Annotated in this window: 17 protein-coding genes and 3 tRNA genes; 9 read left to right on the top strand and 11 right to left on the bottom strand. The window is 47.4% G+C overall.

The annotated features are described in order from the left end of the window. Positions 1-224 precede the first annotated feature (224 nt). The 5 genes from B4E62_RS13855 to prmB form a co-directional block, all read right to left on the bottom strand. Positions 225-1,130 carry a 5'-nucleotidase gene (locus tag B4E62_RS13855; RefSeq protein WP_331352452.1) on the bottom strand — a complete coding sequence of 302 codons (906 nt, stop codon included), beginning with the start codon at positions 1,128-1,130 and terminating at the stop codon, positions 225-227. 31 nt (positions 1,131-1,161) lie between these two features. Then, positions 1,162-1,929 (bottom strand): amidohydrolase, encoded by a 768-nt coding sequence (locus B4E62_RS13860; protein ID WP_310070295.1) that lies wholly within the window; start codon positions 1,927-1,929, stop codon positions 1,162-1,164. Beyond that, a complete protein-coding gene (locus tag B4E62_RS13865) occupies positions 1,922-3,109 on the bottom strand; it encodes an MFS transporter (protein ID WP_331352453.1) in 1,188 nt (395 codons plus the stop codon). Before B4E62_RS13865 ends, B4E62_RS13860 begins: the two co-directional genes overlap by 8 nt. A 79-nt stretch (positions 3,110-3,188) precedes the next feature. Further along, a complete protein-coding gene (gene aroC, locus B4E62_RS13870; protein ID WP_331352454.1) occupies positions 3,189-4,289 on the bottom strand; it encodes a chorismate synthase in 1,101 nt (366 codons plus the stop codon). Between the two features lie 96 nt (positions 4,290-4,385). Next, entirely contained in the window at positions 4,386-5,315 is a 930-nt protein-coding gene (gene prmB, locus B4E62_RS13875) for a 50S ribosomal protein L3 N(5)-glutamine methyltransferase (RefSeq protein ID WP_331352455.1), read from the bottom strand. Positions 5,316-5,458: 143 nt separating this feature from the next. Between prmB and folE the strand changes: the two genes are divergently transcribed. Further along, positions 5,459-5,998 (top strand): GTP cyclohydrolase I FolE, encoded by a 540-nt coding sequence (gene folE, locus B4E62_RS13880; RefSeq protein WP_331352456.1) that lies wholly within the window; start codon positions 5,459-5,461, stop codon positions 5,996-5,998. Positions 5,999-6,091: 93 nt separating this feature from the next. On the opposite strand, the gene B4E62_RS13885 is transcribed toward folE, so the two are convergent. The 6 genes from B4E62_RS13885 to B4E62_RS13910 form a co-directional block, all read right to left on the bottom strand. After that, positions 6,092-7,000: a DUF4892 domain-containing protein gene (locus B4E62_RS13885; protein WP_310070280.1), complete on the bottom strand. Its 909-nt coding sequence runs from the start codon at positions 6,998-7,000 to the stop codon at positions 6,092-6,094. 40 nt (positions 7,001-7,040) lie between these two features. After that, on the bottom strand, positions 7,041-7,913 hold the full coding sequence (locus B4E62_RS13890) for an alpha/beta fold hydrolase (protein WP_331352457.1): 873 nt from the start codon (positions 7,911-7,913) through the stop codon (positions 7,041-7,043). Positions 7,914-7,960: 47 nt separating this feature from the next. Further along, positions 7,961-8,431, bottom strand: a complete 471-nt coding sequence (gene sixA / locus B4E62_RS13895; RefSeq protein WP_310070274.1) for a phosphohistidine phosphatase SixA — start codon at positions 8,429-8,431, stop codon at positions 7,961-7,963. Beyond that, the gene (locus tag B4E62_RS13900; protein ID WP_310070273.1) at positions 8,432-8,779 is read right to left on the bottom strand and encodes a DUF4389 domain-containing protein; all 348 of its coding nucleotides are present in this window, start codon (positions 8,777-8,779) and stop codon (positions 8,432-8,434) included. Continuing rightward, the gene (locus B4E62_RS13905; RefSeq protein ID WP_331352458.1) at positions 8,779-9,798 is read right to left on the bottom strand and encodes an NAD(P)H-dependent glycerol-3-phosphate dehydrogenase; all 1,020 of its coding nucleotides are present in this window, start codon (positions 9,796-9,798) and stop codon (positions 8,779-8,781) included. Before B4E62_RS13905 ends, B4E62_RS13900 begins: the two co-directional genes overlap by 1 nt. 509 nt (positions 9,799-10,307) lie before the next feature. Further along, entirely contained in the window at positions 10,308-10,808 is a 501-nt protein-coding gene (locus B4E62_RS13910; protein ID WP_331352459.1) for a flavin reductase family protein, read from the bottom strand. Between the two features lie 394 nt (positions 10,809-11,202). On the opposite strand from B4E62_RS13910, the gene B4E62_RS13915 reads away from it, so the two are divergent. The 8 genes from B4E62_RS13915 (at position 11,203) to B4E62_RS13950 (ending at position 15,795) form a co-directional block, all read left to right on the top strand. After that, positions 11,203-11,279: transfer RNA gene (locus B4E62_RS13915), tRNA-Pro, on the top strand. A 36-nt stretch (positions 11,280-11,315) separates the two neighbouring features. Continuing rightward, positions 11,316-11,392, top strand: a tRNA-Arg gene (locus B4E62_RS13920). Between the two features lie 94 nt (positions 11,393-11,486). After that, positions 11,487-11,562: transfer RNA gene (locus B4E62_RS13925), tRNA-His, on the top strand. A 345-nt stretch (positions 11,563-11,907) separates the two neighbouring features. Next, entirely contained in the window at positions 11,908-12,753 is an 846-nt protein-coding gene (gene folD / locus B4E62_RS13930) for a bifunctional methylenetetrahydrofolate dehydrogenase/methenyltetrahydrofolate cyclohydrolase FolD (protein WP_310070264.1), read from the top strand. A 79-nt stretch (positions 12,754-12,832) separates the two neighbouring features. Beyond that, positions 12,833-13,168, top strand: a complete 336-nt coding sequence (locus B4E62_RS13935; protein ID WP_331352460.1) for a hypothetical protein — start codon at positions 12,833-12,835, stop codon at positions 13,166-13,168. Positions 13,169-13,274: 106 nt separating this feature from the next. Further along, a complete protein-coding gene (gene truC / locus B4E62_RS13940; protein ID WP_331352461.1) occupies positions 13,275-14,036 on the top strand; it encodes a tRNA pseudouridine(65) synthase TruC in 762 nt (253 codons plus the stop codon). Continuing rightward, the gene (gene rsuA, locus B4E62_RS13945) at positions 14,036-14,731 is read left to right on the top strand and encodes a 16S rRNA pseudouridine(516) synthase RsuA (protein WP_331352462.1); all 696 of its coding nucleotides are present in this window, start codon (positions 14,036-14,038) and stop codon (positions 14,729-14,731) included. The genes truC and rsuA overlap by 1 nt, the downstream gene beginning before the upstream one ends. Beyond that, positions 14,728-15,795: a class I SAM-dependent methyltransferase gene (locus tag B4E62_RS13950; RefSeq protein ID WP_331352463.1), complete on the top strand. Its 1,068-nt coding sequence runs from the start codon at positions 14,728-14,730 to the stop codon at positions 15,793-15,795. Before rsuA ends, B4E62_RS13950 begins: the two co-directional genes overlap by 4 nt. Positions 15,796-15,921 lie beyond the last annotated feature (126 nt).

Raw genomic sequence — 15,921 nt, forward strand, 5'->3', positions numbered from 1 at the left:
GAGCGAACTCAGGGTTATAAAATCAAGTTAGATTATTCACTTCTAGAATAGATCACATTACCCGTCTGTGCCCAACAATTATTAATTGTGCTACAGGCCAGCCTTGTTACAACTTTAGACTATATCCCGAAAATTCAAAGTTTTTGACAAAGGAATATTACAAAAACACCAAAAAATAGCAGATGCACACCCTATATTGGGTATATGTCATGAGCCGCCAACACTCAAGAAACTGGTCGATTGGCTATTCCGTGCGGTACGTGACCGGTAGCAACATGCTCGCGTGCTGACTCGCAATGCATAGGTTGATCATCAAAAAAAACGTCTGCACCGTAGGCTTTGAGGAAAGTACCTTTGGCGAGCCCGCCCAAAAATAATGATTCATCTATACGGATATTCCAGGCGCGCAAGGTACGGATTACCCGCTCATGTGCAGGTGCCGAGCGAGCAGTAACCAATGCTGTACGTATCGGACAGTTTTCACCAAACTCGGCTTGTAAACCTTGAAGCGCGGCCAAAAATTGTTTGAATGGGCCTCCGCTCAACGGTTCTTTTGCAGACGCTTTTTCGCTTTCAGTAAATGCGGATAGTCCTTGTAATTTATATACCTGCTCTGCCTCATCAGAAAAAATAACTGCATCACCGTCGAAGGCAAACCGCAATTCATCTTCATTATCAACCTGGTTATTCGATGCAATTAAGGTCGCTGCCGCCATGCCGTGGTCAAGCGCTTGCCGGACATCATCCGGCTCTGTCGAGAGAAATAAGTGGCAACCAAATGCAGAAGCGTAACGATAAGGTGATGTGCCGCCGCAAAACGCAGCGCGGCTGATTTTAAGGCCGTAATACTCAACAGAATTAAACACGCGCAAACCCGTATCCGCACTGTTGCGTGAAAGCAGAATCACTTCCACACGCGGCTCACCACCTAAACGCTCATTGAGTCGCAACAATTTTTTAACTAGTGGGAATGCATCACCAGGGGCAAGAATTTCATCTTCATGCTCAATTTGATACTGGGCATAAGCAGCCAGTCCTTCATTCACATAAACCTGATGACTCTCATCCAGATTAAACAATGCACGCGATGAAATCGCTATCACCAGTTTATCGCCGAAACCTTTAGGCATGATCAATATTCTCCGTTGAGACTCACATTCATCACGGCAATATAAACTCATCCGCATCCAAATGGGCCGGAAATCGCTCGCGATATTCAGTTAATTTTTCAGTGTATAACTCAACCGTTATTAGTTCAGCCTCCTGGCTCGTTGCAATCAACTCGCCCGTTGCTCCATACACACTGGAGTCGCCAGCATAATGCTGCCCTGCCTCATCCATACCTACCCTATTGACACCCACCACATAACTTAAATTTTCTATTGCACGCGCTTGCAATAACCGGTTCCAATGTAAAGCGCGCACACTCGGCCAGTTGGCAACATAAATCGCCAGATCGTAATCGTTGCGGTTGCGGCTCCAAACTGGAAAGCGCAAGTCATAACAAATTAATGGCAGCACCCGCCAACCTTTTACATTGACCAACAGACGTTTATTACCCATGGCATAACGGGTATGCTCGCCGGCCATCCTGAACAGATGACGTTTATCGTATTCTGTGTAACTGCCGTCTGGGCGCATCCAAACCAAGCGATTGAAATATTGTTCACCTACCTTAACCACCAAACTTCCAGTGACAACAGCATTGTGCTTAGTGGCTTGTTGTTGCATCCACTTGTAGGCACGACCATCAACTGCTTCTGCATAACTGCGCGCACTAGCGCAAAAACCAGTGGTAAAAACTTCCGGCAATACAATCAAATCAGTTTTGGTAATTGCTGCCATCGATTCAGCAAACACATCGAGGTTATATTGTGGATCGTTGGGAACAATTACTTGCTGCACCAGAGTCACGGTCAAATTATTCACGATGAACCTCTCTTCCAACTTGATGAACAGGATGCAACCAAAAATAACAAAGTACGAACGCAACCAACACTGACACGGCAGCTAACAAGAATGTTGTTGATGCACTATAGTCCCACAGCAAGCCACCAATCAATGCTCCAGTGGCACCGCCTGCGCCAAAACTGAAAGAGCTATACATTGCCTGCGCCTGCCCTTGATTAGCCCCCATAAAATGGGTGCGCACCAGCTCAATGGAAACTGCATGGGCGATACCAAAGCTGCACGCATGGAGCAGCTGCGCAAAGAGCAGTACCGCAAGTGATTCAGCACCATAAGCAATTAACAACCAGCGCCCGCTGGTCACTAGCAAGCTAAACAGCATTAAGGAACGCAAGCTAAACCGGTGCAATAATTTATGCATGACAATAAAAATAGCAACTTCAGCAAGTACACCCAGCGCCCACAACAACCCTGTTGCAGTGCTACTGTAGCTGTAATTTTCGACAAGATAGAGCGTATAAAATGTGTAGTAAGGACCGTGACTGAGTTGCAATAAAAAACTGGCCGCTAAAAAACACAGAATGGTTGGCTGCCACACCAGGCTTAAAAAATTCTGCCGCTGCCCATCAGATTTTTTTGCGCTCACGTCTTGTAAACTAAGGCTGGAGAGCCAAATCAAAATCAAAAAAGTGAGGATAAACAACGGTAAAAAACGGATTGGCATCACATCAAATACCAACCCAAGCCCTACCACTGCCGCCATAAAGCCCACCGAACCCCACAAGCGGATTTGACCATACCTGTGATAGTTATTGGCTAAATATCCCAGCGTAATCACTTCAAATTGTGGCAGTACCGCATGCCAGAAAAAGGTATAACAACTCACCACCAACACCAGCCACCAATAGCGTTGGTCAAGCAAAATCCCGGCAAAAATAATACTCGCCGCCAAACTGCCGAGCCGAATAATACGCAGTCTCTGTTGCGTATGATCCGCCAACCAACCCCAAAAATTCGGTGCAACAATACGGGTCGCCATAATGATGGAACTAATGATGCCAACATCCTGAGAGGAATAACCGAGGGATTTTAGATAAATTCCCCAGTAAGGAATCAGCGTGCCGACCACGGCAAAATAAAAAAAATAAAATCCGGACAGGCGCCAATAGGGAATTGCTTGCTGCGCAAAAGAAAGGGGCATATGAAAACAACAGAAGGAGTGAATCAAACATTGGATTAGTCCTCACGAAGATGACTAATCCAACACACCCTTGGAGAATTTATTTCACGCTGGCAGGAATTACCGGCACAGAATGTTTAACAGCACCATTTTGCCCGCGCTGACGCAACAGATGATCCATTAAAACCAACGCCAACATCGCTTCGGCAATCGGCGTTGCACGGATACCCACACATGGATCGTGACGACCTTTGGTAATTACTTCGACTGCATTGCCATGCACATCTACACTGCGACCGGGAATATGTAAACTCGATGTCGGTTTGAGCGCAAGATTCGCAATAATATCTTGCCCGGAAGAAATACCACCTAAAATGCCACCTGCATTATTAGATAAAAAGCCCTCAGGGGTCATCTCATCGCGATGCTGGCTGCCACGCTGGGCAACACAACCAAAGCCCTCGCCGATCTCAACCCCTTTTACCGCATTAATGCTCATCAATGCGTGCGCAATTTCAGCATCTAGGCGATCAAAAATTGGCTCACCCAATCCGGGCGGAACATTGGTGGCTACCACGGTAATTTTTGCACCGATAGAATCGCCTTCTTTGTTGAGCGCCTGCATAAAGGCTTCCATTTCCGGCACCTTGCTGGCATCGGGGCAGAAGAAAGGGTTTTGATGAACCTGGTCCCAATCCACACTGTCAATTTTTATCGGACCAAGTTGCGACAAATAACCGCGCACTTCAATACCGTGAAAATCTTTCAAATATTTTTTAGCGATGGAACCCGCTGCAACACGCATTGCTGTTTCACGTGCAGAAGAGCGACCACCACCGCGATAATCGCGCACGCCGTATTTTTGCATGTAGGTGTAATCCGCATGCGCGGGGCGGAATTGGTCTTTGATGTTGGAATAATCTTTAGAGCGTTGATCGGTATTTTCGATCAACATACCAATAGGAGTACCGGTGGTTTTACCTTCAAATACACCGGATAAAATTTTCACCGCATCTTCTTCGCGACGCTGGGTGGTATAGCGCGATGTGCCTGGCTTGCGACGGTCCAAATCAATTTGGATATCGGCTTCGGTCAATTCAAGGCCGGGTGGACAGCCATCTACGATTGCGCCCAAGGCCACTCCGTGGCTTTCGCCGAAGGTAGTCACAGTAAACAATTTGCCGTAAGTATTGCCTGACATTAGGGATTTCCTGACAGTAAGAATCCAACAAAGGATCAATAAAAAAGTGCGCTGATTATACGTGACTTGCCCAGCCGACGCATCGACATGATTGGCCTAGAGCACACCCGCCGCGCGCGCATTGCGCAAATCCTGAGCGGTCAATACAAATACACCATGACCGCCACGCTCAAACTCTATCCAAGTGAAGGGCAATGTTGGATAAACACCTTCCAATGCTGGCCAGGAGTTGCCCACTTCCACTACCAAAAGTCCATCTTCCGTTAAATAATCCGCCGCTTCCTTCAGCAGGCGGCGGGTGAAATCCAAACCATCTTCGCCGGACGAAAGCCCCAACTCAGGTTCCGCATGGAATTCATCGGGCAAGCTCGCCATATCCTCTGCATCCACATAAGGTGGATTGGAGACAATCAAATCAAAACGCTGCCCTAGCAGGTTTTCAAACAAATCTGACTGCAGTGCAAAGATGCGCTCGGTCATGCCGTGCTGTTGGATATTTTCCTCGGCTACTGCCAGAGCATCATAGGAAATATCGCTCAATTGCACTTCAGCATCAGGAAATGCGTGCGCGCAGGCGATACCGATACAGCCGCTGCCAGTGCATAAATCAAGAATTTGTTGCGGCTCATTAACCAACCAAGGAGCAAAACGTTTTTCGATCAGCTCCGCAATCGGAGAACGCGGTACCAGCACCCGCTCATCAACCACATAGGGCAAGCCCGCAAACCAGGCTTGGCCGGTGATGTAGGCGGCCGGAATACGCCCTTCAATACGACGCTGGATATTGGCTACTACGCGTTCACGCTCGCTGCGGGTCAGCTGTGCGTCCAGCCACTCATCGCCGAGTGGAGGTGCCAAATGTATTGCATGTAAAACCAGTTGCTCAGCTTCATCCCAGGGATTATCCGTGCCGTGGCCGTAATAAAGCTTTGCCGCGATAAACTCACTGGCTGCCCAGCGTAAAAAATCGCGAATCGTTAATAACTCATCGCGCGCTTGATCAAAAATTGTGGTGGAAGCAACCATAAAAACCTCGAACTGGGCAGAGAGCGGGCATTCTACCCAATAAATCGGCCAAATCAGGATTTATGTTTTCTAGAAATTGGCTGAAAGCGGTAAACTGCCGTTTTGTGACAGGCAGAGCACTGCTGCCGCTTGAGGAGATTCCAATGAGAGAACATTTTGCGAGCATTATCGCTGGCATTGGTGAAGATTTAACCCGCCCAGGACTTCTGGATACGCCGGATCGTGCTGCCAAGGCCTTTCAATTTTTAACCCGCGGCTACCACCAAACACTCGATGAAGTCGTCAACGATGCGCTCTTTCCGTCTGACTCGGATGAAATGATTATCGTCAAAGATATCGAACTCTATTCGCTGTGCGAACACCATCTTTTGCCATTTATTGGCAAAGCTCATGTTGCTTACATACCAACCGGAAAAGTGCTGGGCTTGTCGAAAGTTGCGCGCATCGTTGATATGTTTGCCCGCCGCCTGCAAATACAGGAACAACTTACTGTACAAATTGCGGAATGCATTCAAGAAATTACCGGCGCATCCGGCGTAGGTGTGATCATCGAAGCAAAACATATGTGCATGATGATGCGCGGCGTTGAAAAACAAAACTCGTCGATGAAAACATCAGCAATGCGCGGCACTTTCCGCAGTAACCAAGCCACACGCAATGAGTTTTTGTCACTGTTGCGCTAACGGCGTTCAATAATACTTGCTAAACAAAAAGGCGGCATCATTCTGTGATGCCGCCTTTTTCATTTTCGTACAACACAATTAACCTACTGCAGCTCAATCATTTACTTTTACAACTTCCACCCGGGCGCTTCTATCACCCCTACCCGCTGGTGCAAGGCTACCAATACCGTATGTCGTTATGCGCGCAGCAACTATGCCTTTTTCTTGCAGCGCCGCTTTCAGTTGCGCAGCATAAAGCAGTGAATCTTTTTGTTGCTGTGCAAGAGGGACTGGTGCGTAATCATGCCCGACCAGCGCAAGTCTCCAATCGACTTTTTGTGTAAGCGCATCAATGAGTGCTTGCAGATGTGCCTGTTTGATTTGGATATTCGTACTGCCCTGCGCATCTTCAGCCACCAAATCGGGGAATACATAATAGCCGTTGGTTTCAAGTGATTTAATAATCGATTCGGGACTTGACGCTATACCAAGCTCGATAATTTTATCGACATGCAGCACATCCAACTGCACATATACGCGCTTGTTACCGCGCTGCACGGCGTAAAGCGCGACATAGAAAGGTTTTTCATCCGCTGTCGTCACTTCATAAGCGCCGTATTGCTGGAACTGATCTAACCCGTAGAGCATCTGAAGCTTGAAATGATTATTGGCCCAGGAGTTACTGGTTCCGCAATCGCGGCTCTTGCAATGGAACAACTCGCGAAAATTAAAATTTTGTAATTGATCCAGATAAAAATCAAAACCGTTACTGGCACTGTGCCCCTCCGGTAACTCCAGCGTGTAGCGTGCAAGCGTTCCACTTAAACGCTGCTGGCGATCTACCCGCCAGCTGCCGGCGATTTTTTTGTAACTTCCTAGCGCCAACACATATTCATCCGTTTCTGCATTGCTTTCAAATATCACTCTGGCATTGTGATAATTTTGCACAGGCAATTCCGCTGCAGATAACACACCGGCCATCAATAACAAAAACGCCCCACTGATAAAACGTACAAAATTCATAAGCTCTCACTAAACAATAGCCGTTATTGTTAACTGGGTTTTACTTGATGAATTGAGAAAAAAAACGGTTAAGTTTTTCTGCGACCAAATCCACCTCTCGCTCCATATGCAAATGGTGCCCACCGGATAAGACCTCATAATCCACCTGCGGGAATTGTTCAACTTCGTGTAAATAATTTGCATAGAGCTTTGGCAGACCATCATGTGCCAAAAGCAATTTTATCGGTGCACTAACTTGATTGACAAACGCGTGGAGATGCTCACGCGATAATTTAATCATTGAGGGAGCCAGTAAGCGCGGGTCAGTACTCCATGAAACGCCACCTGCTTGCGCAACCACACCGCGCTCCGTCAACGCCTTGGCCGCCGCATGCCCAAGCGGAAACATACCACGCTCACGCGCCCTGATTGCAATACTCATATCAGGATAAATAGAGGGAATTTTTCGCTGTTGGACGCGCAACCCCTGAATAGCGCTAGCCAGTTGTTTGGGGGCTTCCTCCGCGCGCGCAGGCTCAGGTAATAAACCTTCAACCAACCCTAGCGCGATAAATCGCTCAGGAAAAGTACCTGCGGCAAGAGTGCCGATAATTGCTCCGCGCGAGTGCCCTAGAAGTACAAAACGCTCCCAACCAAAATGATCGGCAACCGCGAGAATATCGTTGATATCATCCCAAGGGGTGTAAGCCATTTGACCGGGGCGATGTTCACTTTGGCCATGGCCTGCCATATCAAGCGCAACAATATGCAGATTTTTCAAGCGCGGTGCCAAAGCAAAGAAGCTTGCAGCGTTATCCAACCAGCCATGTAATGCAAGTACAGGTAGCTGTGTTGAATCGCCCCACTCCTGCGCAGCGAAATTCATTCCATTGACGGTAAAACGCAATTCGCGCGGACCGGGTGATTGCGCCATAAAAAGATCCACAGAGGAAGTAAGAAATAAAACACGGTTGTTTTATTTTAGGCGTGATCCAGCCAAAGTAAATCGCCCATATCGGCGGCAACCACTTGCGCGCGGATCGCCGCGAGGGAACTGGTACCCATTGGATAATAATCACCAGGTTTACCGCACAGCAAATTGACGAGCGCCCCCACCAATGGCTGGTGGCTCACCAGCAAGAGTGATCGATCAGTGCCAATAAACTGCGCATTGAGTTTATCCAACCAATTCATTAACACTTGCGGATTGGCCTCAGGTACTAACAAATCGGTCGTTTGGATTTTTAACCCGGGAAAATAACTCAACGCAATTTCTGCTGTTTGTTGTGCACGCACCAAGGGACTCGCCCAGATTTGTACAAGGGGCATATCCGCAATGCGCTCCTGCACAATTCTGGCGGTATCATTGCGGCCTTTATTAGTCAGTTGCCGCGCATCATCGGAAGTGATCTGCGCTTCCGCCTGACCGTGACGCAAAATAAAAATCGTCATTTACTTTGCGGCTTCTTCGGGAGCATCAGCCACAAGTGCAGGCTGGACAGCAACTTCCGGTTCAGCACTTGAGTTCGCAGGCCAATCAGCAAACGGAAACGGTTTTTCTTCGCTGCTGTAACACAAAAATTTTAATACATTGTAAATGTACGTAGACAGTGAATGACCAAAGCGACGCAGGTGTTGATTGTCTTCACCGGTAATCAATGAAAATACAAATTGCACTGCGACCAATACCCACATCACCAAACTTGCCAGTTGCAACACTGCCGCAAACAGCAACATAAACACCAAACGCAACCAGTGTTTACTGGAGGTGAGATTGGATTTTAATTGTTCATTGTCCATTAGTTTCCCCTTAAATATTCAACGTCATCTGCTTGCTCGCCCACCATTAAACCACGGGCGACCTCGGCAATCGCTTTTTGTTGGAAGAGCACCGCATAAAGCCCCGACACCAAGGGCATATATACCTGCAACTCATCGGCCTTTTGCTTCACTTGGCGGAGCGTGTTAACCCCTTCGGCGACTTGCCCCAAGGAGGCCACTATCTCATCCAGTTTTTGCCCTTGCCCCAATGCAAATCCGACGCGGTAATTCCGGCTCAAATCCGACGTACAAGTGAGAATTAAATCGCCCACACCCGCCAAACCTAAAAACGTCATGGGGTTGGCCCCCATCATCTGTGCAAAACGCCCCATTTCTGCAAGGCTGCGGGTAAGCAACATTGCCTGGGTATTATGGCCAGCACCCAGTGCCGCTGCCATGCCGCAAATAATAGCGTAGATATTTTTCAGCGCGCCGCCCAACTCTACACCATAGCGGTCATGATTGGCGTACACGCGGAAGGTGGACGACTTCAAGGTCTCCTGCACGCAGCTGATAACACTTTGGTTTTCGCTAGCGATAACAGTTCCGGTCTGCTGCTGTTGCACAATTTCTTTCGCAAAGTTGGGTCCACTCAATACACCGATAGGATGGCCAGGCAGCTCTTGCTCAAGAATCTGGCTCATCAGGGTAAATCCTTCCGGCTCTATCCCCTTGGCAGTGCTTACCACCATAGTCTCGTCACCCAGCAACGGTTTCAACTGTTGGGTTACCGCACGAAATGAATGGCTGGGAATGGATACAAATACCAGATCAGCCCCTTTCACCGCTTGCGCCAGGTCAGAGGTAATTATCAGCTGCTCATGGAGCATATAACCGGGTAGATAGCGAGCATTTTGGCGCTCGGATTCACAGACCTCTGCCTGCTCCGCAGAGCGCATCCACAGGTAAGTTTGATGGTTGTTACAAGCGATGATGTTGGCAATTGCCGTACCAAAACTACCACCACCAAGCACGGCAACCTTCAATCGTTTACTCATAAATAAATCCACTTTTTTGAACAAGAAAAAACGCTAAAAATTTCGTCACCTGTTACGGCATAAAAGATACAAAACACACAAACTGTAACTTTTTTGCACAAAAACCTTCATCAAAATTTTGTCCACATTTTCTGTGGATAACTTGGTGGATAGTTTTTGGGAAACCGCCTCAAAGGCTTATAAAATCAGTATCAATGACAAATTGATCAAAATTTAATCTATATGAAAATATCTTTATTTTTCATAGTGTTACACAAAAAAACCAGATCAAAAGCTCATTTTTTCACGTTTTTGATCAAGCCATGAACTGCTTGGGCGCTTAAGCACATGAGGTGTGCATAAAGAGCTAGTGGTTATTAACCTTAAACAGCCGATAGACACGAAATATTCATATTGCAAGGTAAATTTTTGCTAAATGTTTGCGTCATTTTGAACCACAAGATTTAACAATTTCCTTCAGTTAGCCCAACGCTCAGTCGATTGCGCTGCTAGCACTTCATAACTGGATTCTATTGGCGCGAAAATGCACCATAGCTGCCATCAGCGTAGAGTAATGGATCTACCTCTGCGCCATTTAGAATCACTTTGTGGATGACACCAATAATGATCTTATGAGTTCCGTAGGTGGTTACTTGATCGGTTTGGCAGACAAAAACGGCCTGGGCATCGGCCAACACGGGTAAACCGGTTTCGTCCTCTTCCCAATTGCCCACTTCAAAGCGATCACGATTGGGTTCACGCCCAGCGCAAATATTGGAAACATCCTGATGATGAGTAGAAAGAACATTAACAGCAAACTGACTACCTAAAGTTGCCAAATGCCCCTGTTGTGACACTAACTGATTAATGCACACAAGCAGTGATGCGGGTGAATCAGATACTGAAGTGACGGAAGAGACTGTCATCGCAAAACGTTGATTGCCGGGCAATGTCGTCGATAACACACAAACACCAGATGCCAGACGGCGCATACCCAACTTCATTGAAACCGCTAAATTATTGTTTTGCATAAAATCTCCCAAACGATAGTTGCGTATTCTGACTAGCTGCTGGGCGACACACAAGCCTAAACAAAGACTTAGCACCCTGTTTCGCCAGCAGATTGTCAGGGTCACACAAATACAGCCATAGGCAAAGCTCAATGGGCTGGCGGGTAAAATGCTATAACACCGGCAGTTGTTACTCCTTTATCAAAGATCATAAGTGCCATAGTGAAGGCATTTATTGCGAACACCGGAATCAAAATCCAAGGCTCTTTTATCTATCTGAACACGGCTTACACAAGCTGATTAGAATTTAACTCGATGCGCTAAATATTTTATTTTGTTGTGTTTTTTTCGTTGACGATACAGGAACTCACCGTTAATATGCGCACCACTTGAAACGCAGTCAGTTTTAAGTCGTCGGAGTGTAGCGCAGCCCGGTAGCGCGTCTGTTTTGGGAGCAGAATGTCGGGGGTTCGAATCCCTCCACTCCGACCATCTTTTTATCGAACCTGCGAAGGTTTGTTCCAGCATGTGCCCGTAGCTCAGCTGGATAGAGCACCCGCCTTCTAAGCGGGTGGTCGCAGGTTCGAATCCTGCCGGGTGCGCCATTTGGGCTATTAATTACTCGCCCACACTTCACTTGATAAGCTTTCTGTTGGGATCTAATCCCATCATATGGATGTGTTGTTTGTTCTCGCTACGGTGGCTGTAGCTCAGTTGGTAGAGCCCTGGATTGTGATTCCAGTGGTCGTGGGTTCGAGCCCCATCAGCCACCCCAATCCCGTCTTAAAAAAACATCTCTAAAATTCCTCACTTAAGCTATCAAGCAACGCCCTTCAGAATCTTCATTTTTATAATATGTTCACATTGCTTTTCCCCATATCTACCATTCGCCACCCGACTTGTTACTGAAAATTTTCAACCATGAATAGTAAACCGAAATATCCGTTCATTGTTACTCTACGCCGCTAGCACCTGACCCCTAAAACGGCGCCCCCTTTCCCATCGGCCAGTATTTGCATCCCCCTACCTTAATTCCCTTGGCGCACCACCCTCACTGTGGGAAAATGCGCGACCTCAGACTTATACCCCTTCTCATTTACTACACAGGTAATTAGCGCCCATGTCCGCACTTGTATTGGATGGCAAAGCCCTTGCCGAAAAAACTGAACAGGAACTCTCTGCTCGCGTTGCTGCATTAAAGGCGCGTAGCAATGGCCAAACCCCTATTCTGGCGACCATTCTTGTTGGTGATGACCCAGCTTCAGCGACCTACGTGAAAATGAAAGGCAATGCCTGTACCCGTATTGGTATGGAGTCATTGAAGGTGGAGATGCCTTCATCTACCACTACCGAACAATTGCTCGCCAAAATCCATGAATTGAATAACAACCCTAACGTGCACGGTATTCTGTTGCAGCACCCGGTTCCGCACCAAATCGATGAGCGCCTGTGCTTTGATGCAATCAGCGCGGAAAAAGATGTGGATGGCGTAACCTGTTTAGGTTTTGGCCGCATGAGCATGGGTGAAGAAGCTTATGGCTGCGCAACACCAAAAGGCATTATGCGTTTGTTGGAAGGCTACGGTATTGAACTCGCCGGCAAGCACGCTGTAGTGGTTGGCCGCAGCCCAATTCTTGGCAAACCAATGGCGCTGATGCTGCTTAATGCCAATGCCACTGTCACCATTTGCCATTCACGCACCCAAAACTTACCGTCACTCATTAAACAGGCCGATATTCTTGTGGGCGCTGTTGGCAAACCGGAATTTATTAAAGCCGAGTGGATTAAAGACGGCGCAGTGGTAGTTGATGCTGGCTATCATCCCGGTGGTGTGGGCGATATCGAATTGAAGCCGTTGGTTGATCGCGTTGCTGCTTACACACCAGTTCCCGGCGGTGTAGGCCCAATGACCATCAACACCCTGATTTACCAAACCGTAGACTCGGGCGAAAAGAAAATCGGTTAATGTTTTCTGTTGCATCGCTGTAATAGTGCTGGCCATTATTGTTCGTATCGCTATTTAACTTTTAAGGAGTAAAAATCAAATGCGTAAATTTCTTTTGCTGGGTAGCTTGTTGGCAGTGAGCGTTTCTGCCACTGCAAATGATGCGGTTAAATATACTTGCAAGATGGGTAATGCCGAGCGCGTTATTGAGATCGTTTATACATCAGCTGACAAGAGCGTTCCTTGCTCAGTAAGCTACACCAAAGACGGCGCAACACAAACACTCTGGAATTATGAAAGTACCCAAGGCCAATGCGAGGCCAAGGCAGCAGAGTTTGCCGAAAAGCAAAGCGGCTGGGGATTTAGCTGTACATCTGAATCCAGTAGCAATGAAACCAGCAGCGATGCACCTGAAGCAGCAACAAGCGCGCAATAATTTTTAGCGCTGCTTATAGCTTCATCGATAAAAGCAGGCTCTCGCCTGCTTTTATTGTTATAGCGCCAAATATTTACAAACCAACGCCATTTTATAAGCTTACGCAATGACCGAAATACTGCCGATTATTTACCGCGATGAATATCTGGTTGCCATCAATAAACCGGGCGGCTTGTTGGTGCATCGAAGTGAAATTGATCGGCACGAAACACGTTTTGCTGTGCAGTTGTTGCGCGATCAAATCGGGCAGATGGTTTATCCAATCCACCGTTTGGATAAACCCACCTCCGGGGTATTGGTATTTGCACTCTCGTCAGACGTTGCACGGCAATTAGGCGATATTTTTAGCCGTCATGCACTAACCAAAACCTACGTGGCATTGGTGCGCGGCTTTGCACCAGAACAAGGAATTATTGACCACCCGTTAGTTGAAGAACTGGATAAATACACGGATAAAAAAGCGCGTGCAGATAAACCAGCACAAGAAGCCATAACTGAATTCAAAAAGCTGGCACAGATCGAATTTCCGTTTAGTATCGATAAATATCCCTGCACCCGCTATTCATTGGTGCAATGCAGCCCACACACAGGGCGCAAGCATCAAATCCGTCGCCATATGAAACATATCAGCCATCCGATTATTGGCGATGCCAAGCACGGCAAGGGTAATCATAATCGATTTTTTCAGGAACAATTCGCTTGCGATGGATTAATGCTGGCATCGACTGAAATGCAATTTATTCACCCGATAACCAACGAAGCACTGACATTGATCGCCCCGCTCGCCACCAAATTTACAAATATCATTCGCCAGTTCGGCTGGGAACATACCCTGCCCTCGAACTGGATTACCACTCAGGATCACTAATGCGTCTCGATAAATTTCTCAGCCAAAATAGCGACTCATCGCGCTCGCTTATCCAGCAAGCTATCAAAGCTGGAAGAGTCAGTGTGAATGATGTTATCGCCAAAAAAGGTGACCAAAAATTACTGGGTGACGAAATAGTTACGCTTGATGGAAACATCGTTGAAGCGTTTAAAACGCGCTATTTAATGCTGCATAAACCACTGGGTTACGTGTGCGCCAACAGCGATAGCGATTACCCGGTTGTGGTGGATTTAATCCGCTTGCCGCGCTGGCAGGAGTTACAAATTGTGGGGCGCCTGGATATCGACACCACTGGATTAGTATTACTCACGGATGATGGGCAGTGGAATCACCGCATCACTTCACCGCGCCACGAATGCGATAAAATTTATCGCGTTACCACTGCTAATCCCATCAGTGCTGACACTGCTGAACTGTTTGCTGCCGGGGTGCAATTACACGGGGAAAAAGCCCTCACACGCCCGGCACAATTGGAATTGATTTCCAGCCATGAAGCTCTCCTGAAAATTCATGAAGGTAAATACCATCAAGTCAAACGTATGTTTGCGGCGGCAGGTAATCTCGTGGTGGCGTTGCATCGCGAAAGCATTGGCAACATTCAATTGGATCCCGCATTAGCGCCCGGTGAATATCGCGCATTAACAGCAGAAGAAATAAAGAGCGTAGCACCATGAATGATTTGGCACTCAACTGGATCACCCAGGAATTGACCAGCATCCACGCCGATAAGAATGCTCGCATTCTGTGGTGCACCGATGAAAACGCACTCAATACATTGCCCGCCGTATTACACCATGAACAATTACTCGTGCTAACCAATCGCTGGGATGTTGCCGAGCAGGCAAAAGCGCGCGGCTTCACCACAGAATTTAATGATTTTGATTGCAGTGAAATCACCGATAACAGCCTCGATAAAATTTTTTATCGTGTATCCAAAGAAAAACCGGTTGTGCATCACGTGCTTAACCAAGCCTGGCGCTGCTTGAAACCCGGCGGGCAATTATTGCTGGCGGGCTATAAAAATGAAGGGACAAAAACCTATATCGAAAAAATCGCCAAGCTGCTCGGCAGCGGAAAAAATATTGTAAAACATGGCCCGGTTTATTCTGCCGAGCTCAGTAAATACAACGAGTATGATGCGGCGGAGTTGTTGGATGATAGCGACTATCGTCAGCCGCGCCCGATCGCCCCGGATTCAGGGCTCAGGCTATTCAGCAAACCGGGGTTATTCGGCTGGAACAAACAGGATGCGGGCAGCGCCTTGCTTATCGAACAACTCAAGCACTTATTGCCTCTGCCAAATCCGTTCAATAGCGGCGCGGATTTGGGCTGCGGTTACGGTTATTTGACTATCGCAGCCGCAAGCCTCGACATCTGCAAAGATATTAACCATTGGATACTGACCGACAACAACGCTGCCGCGTTAGAGCTTGCCCGGCAGAACCTGCAACACAATCAGTTGAATGGAGAGGTTATCGCCGCCGATGCGGGTAAAGGCATCCGCACCAAGGCCGATCTGCTGTTGTGTAATCCACCCTTTCATCAGGGATTTGGCATAGATGGCGATCTGACAGACAAATTTCTCCTGAGTGCCAAGCGCCTTTTGGCGGCCCAGGGTATTGCACTTTTTGTGGTAAACCAGTTTATCCCGCTGGAGCGCAAAGCGGCACCGCTGTTCAGCCAGATTAAAGTGATAATCGATAATGGCAGCTTCAAGGTGATCCAACTGGGACTTTAAGCAAGAACACTGGTGAAAAAACAACCTGCACCCGATATCCATGCGGTACATTTTGGATAGCGAAAATACAGCTTGCAGGATTAATAAACAGCCTTGAATTTATTGAGGTTTTTTTGCCGGAAAAGT

It is taken from the genome of Cellvibrio sp. UBA7671, from assembly GCA_002483145.1.
Taxonomy (GTDB): Bacteria; Pseudomonadota; Gammaproteobacteria; order Pseudomonadales; family Cellvibrionaceae; genus Cellvibrio; species Cellvibrio fibrivorans.

What these genes read in the sequence shown, in the direction of transcription:
- folD (WP_310070264.1), top strand. Translation starts at nt 11,908, where the DNA reads ATGTCCGCACTTGTATTGGATGGCAAAGCCCTTGCCGAAAAAACTGAA.
- sixA (WP_310070274.1), bottom strand. Translation starts at nt 8,431, where the DNA reads ATGACGATTTTTATTTTGCGTCACGGTCAGGCGGAAGCGCAGATCACT.
- B4E62_RS13935 (WP_331352460.1), top strand. Translation starts at nt 12,833, where the DNA reads ATGCGTAAATTTCTTTTGCTGGGTAGCTTGTTGGCAGTGAGCGTTTCT.
- B4E62_RS13950 (WP_331352463.1), top strand. Translation starts at nt 14,728, where the DNA reads ATGAATGATTTGGCACTCAACTGGATCACCCAGGAATTGACCAGCATC.
- B4E62_RS13905 (WP_331352458.1), bottom strand. Translation starts at nt 9,798, where the DNA reads ATGAGTAAACGATTGAAGGTTGCCGTGCTTGGTGGTGGTAGTTTTGGT.
- truC (WP_331352461.1), top strand. Translation starts at nt 13,275, where the DNA reads ATGACCGAAATACTGCCGATTATTTACCGCGATGAATATCTGGTTGCC.
- rsuA (WP_331352462.1), top strand. Translation starts at nt 14,036, where the DNA reads ATGCGTCTCGATAAATTTCTCAGCCAAAATAGCGACTCATCGCGCTCG.
- B4E62_RS13885 (WP_310070280.1), bottom strand. Translation starts at nt 7,000, where the DNA reads ATGAATTTTGTACGTTTTATCAGTGGGGCGTTTTTGTTATTGATGGCC.
- folE (WP_331352456.1), top strand. Translation starts at nt 5,459, where the DNA reads ATGAGAGAACATTTTGCGAGCATTATCGCTGGCATTGGTGAAGATTTA.
- B4E62_RS13900 (WP_310070273.1), bottom strand. Translation starts at nt 8,779, where the DNA reads ATGGACAATGAACAATTAAAATCCAATCTCACCTCCAGTAAACACTGG.
- aroC (WP_331352454.1), bottom strand. Translation starts at nt 4,289, where the DNA reads ATGTCAGGCAATACTTACGGCAAATTGTTTACTGTGACTACCTTCGGC.
- prmB (WP_331352455.1), bottom strand. Translation starts at nt 5,315, where the DNA reads ATGGTTGCTTCCACCACAATTTTTGATCAAGCGCGCGATGAGTTATTA.
- B4E62_RS13890 (WP_331352457.1), bottom strand. Translation starts at nt 7,913, where the DNA reads ATGGCGCAATCACCCGGTCCGCGCGAATTGCGTTTTACCGTCAATGGA.
- B4E62_RS13855 (WP_331352452.1), bottom strand. Translation starts at nt 1,130, where the DNA reads ATGCCTAAAGGTTTCGGCGATAAACTGGTGATAGCGATTTCATCGCGT.
- B4E62_RS13910 (WP_331352459.1), bottom strand. Translation starts at nt 10,808, where the DNA reads ATGCAAAACAATAATTTAGCGGTTTCAATGAAGTTGGGTATGCGCCGT.
- B4E62_RS13865 (WP_331352453.1), bottom strand. Translation starts at nt 3,109, where the DNA reads ATGCCCCTTTCTTTTGCGCAGCAAGCAATTCCCTATTGGCGCCTGTCC.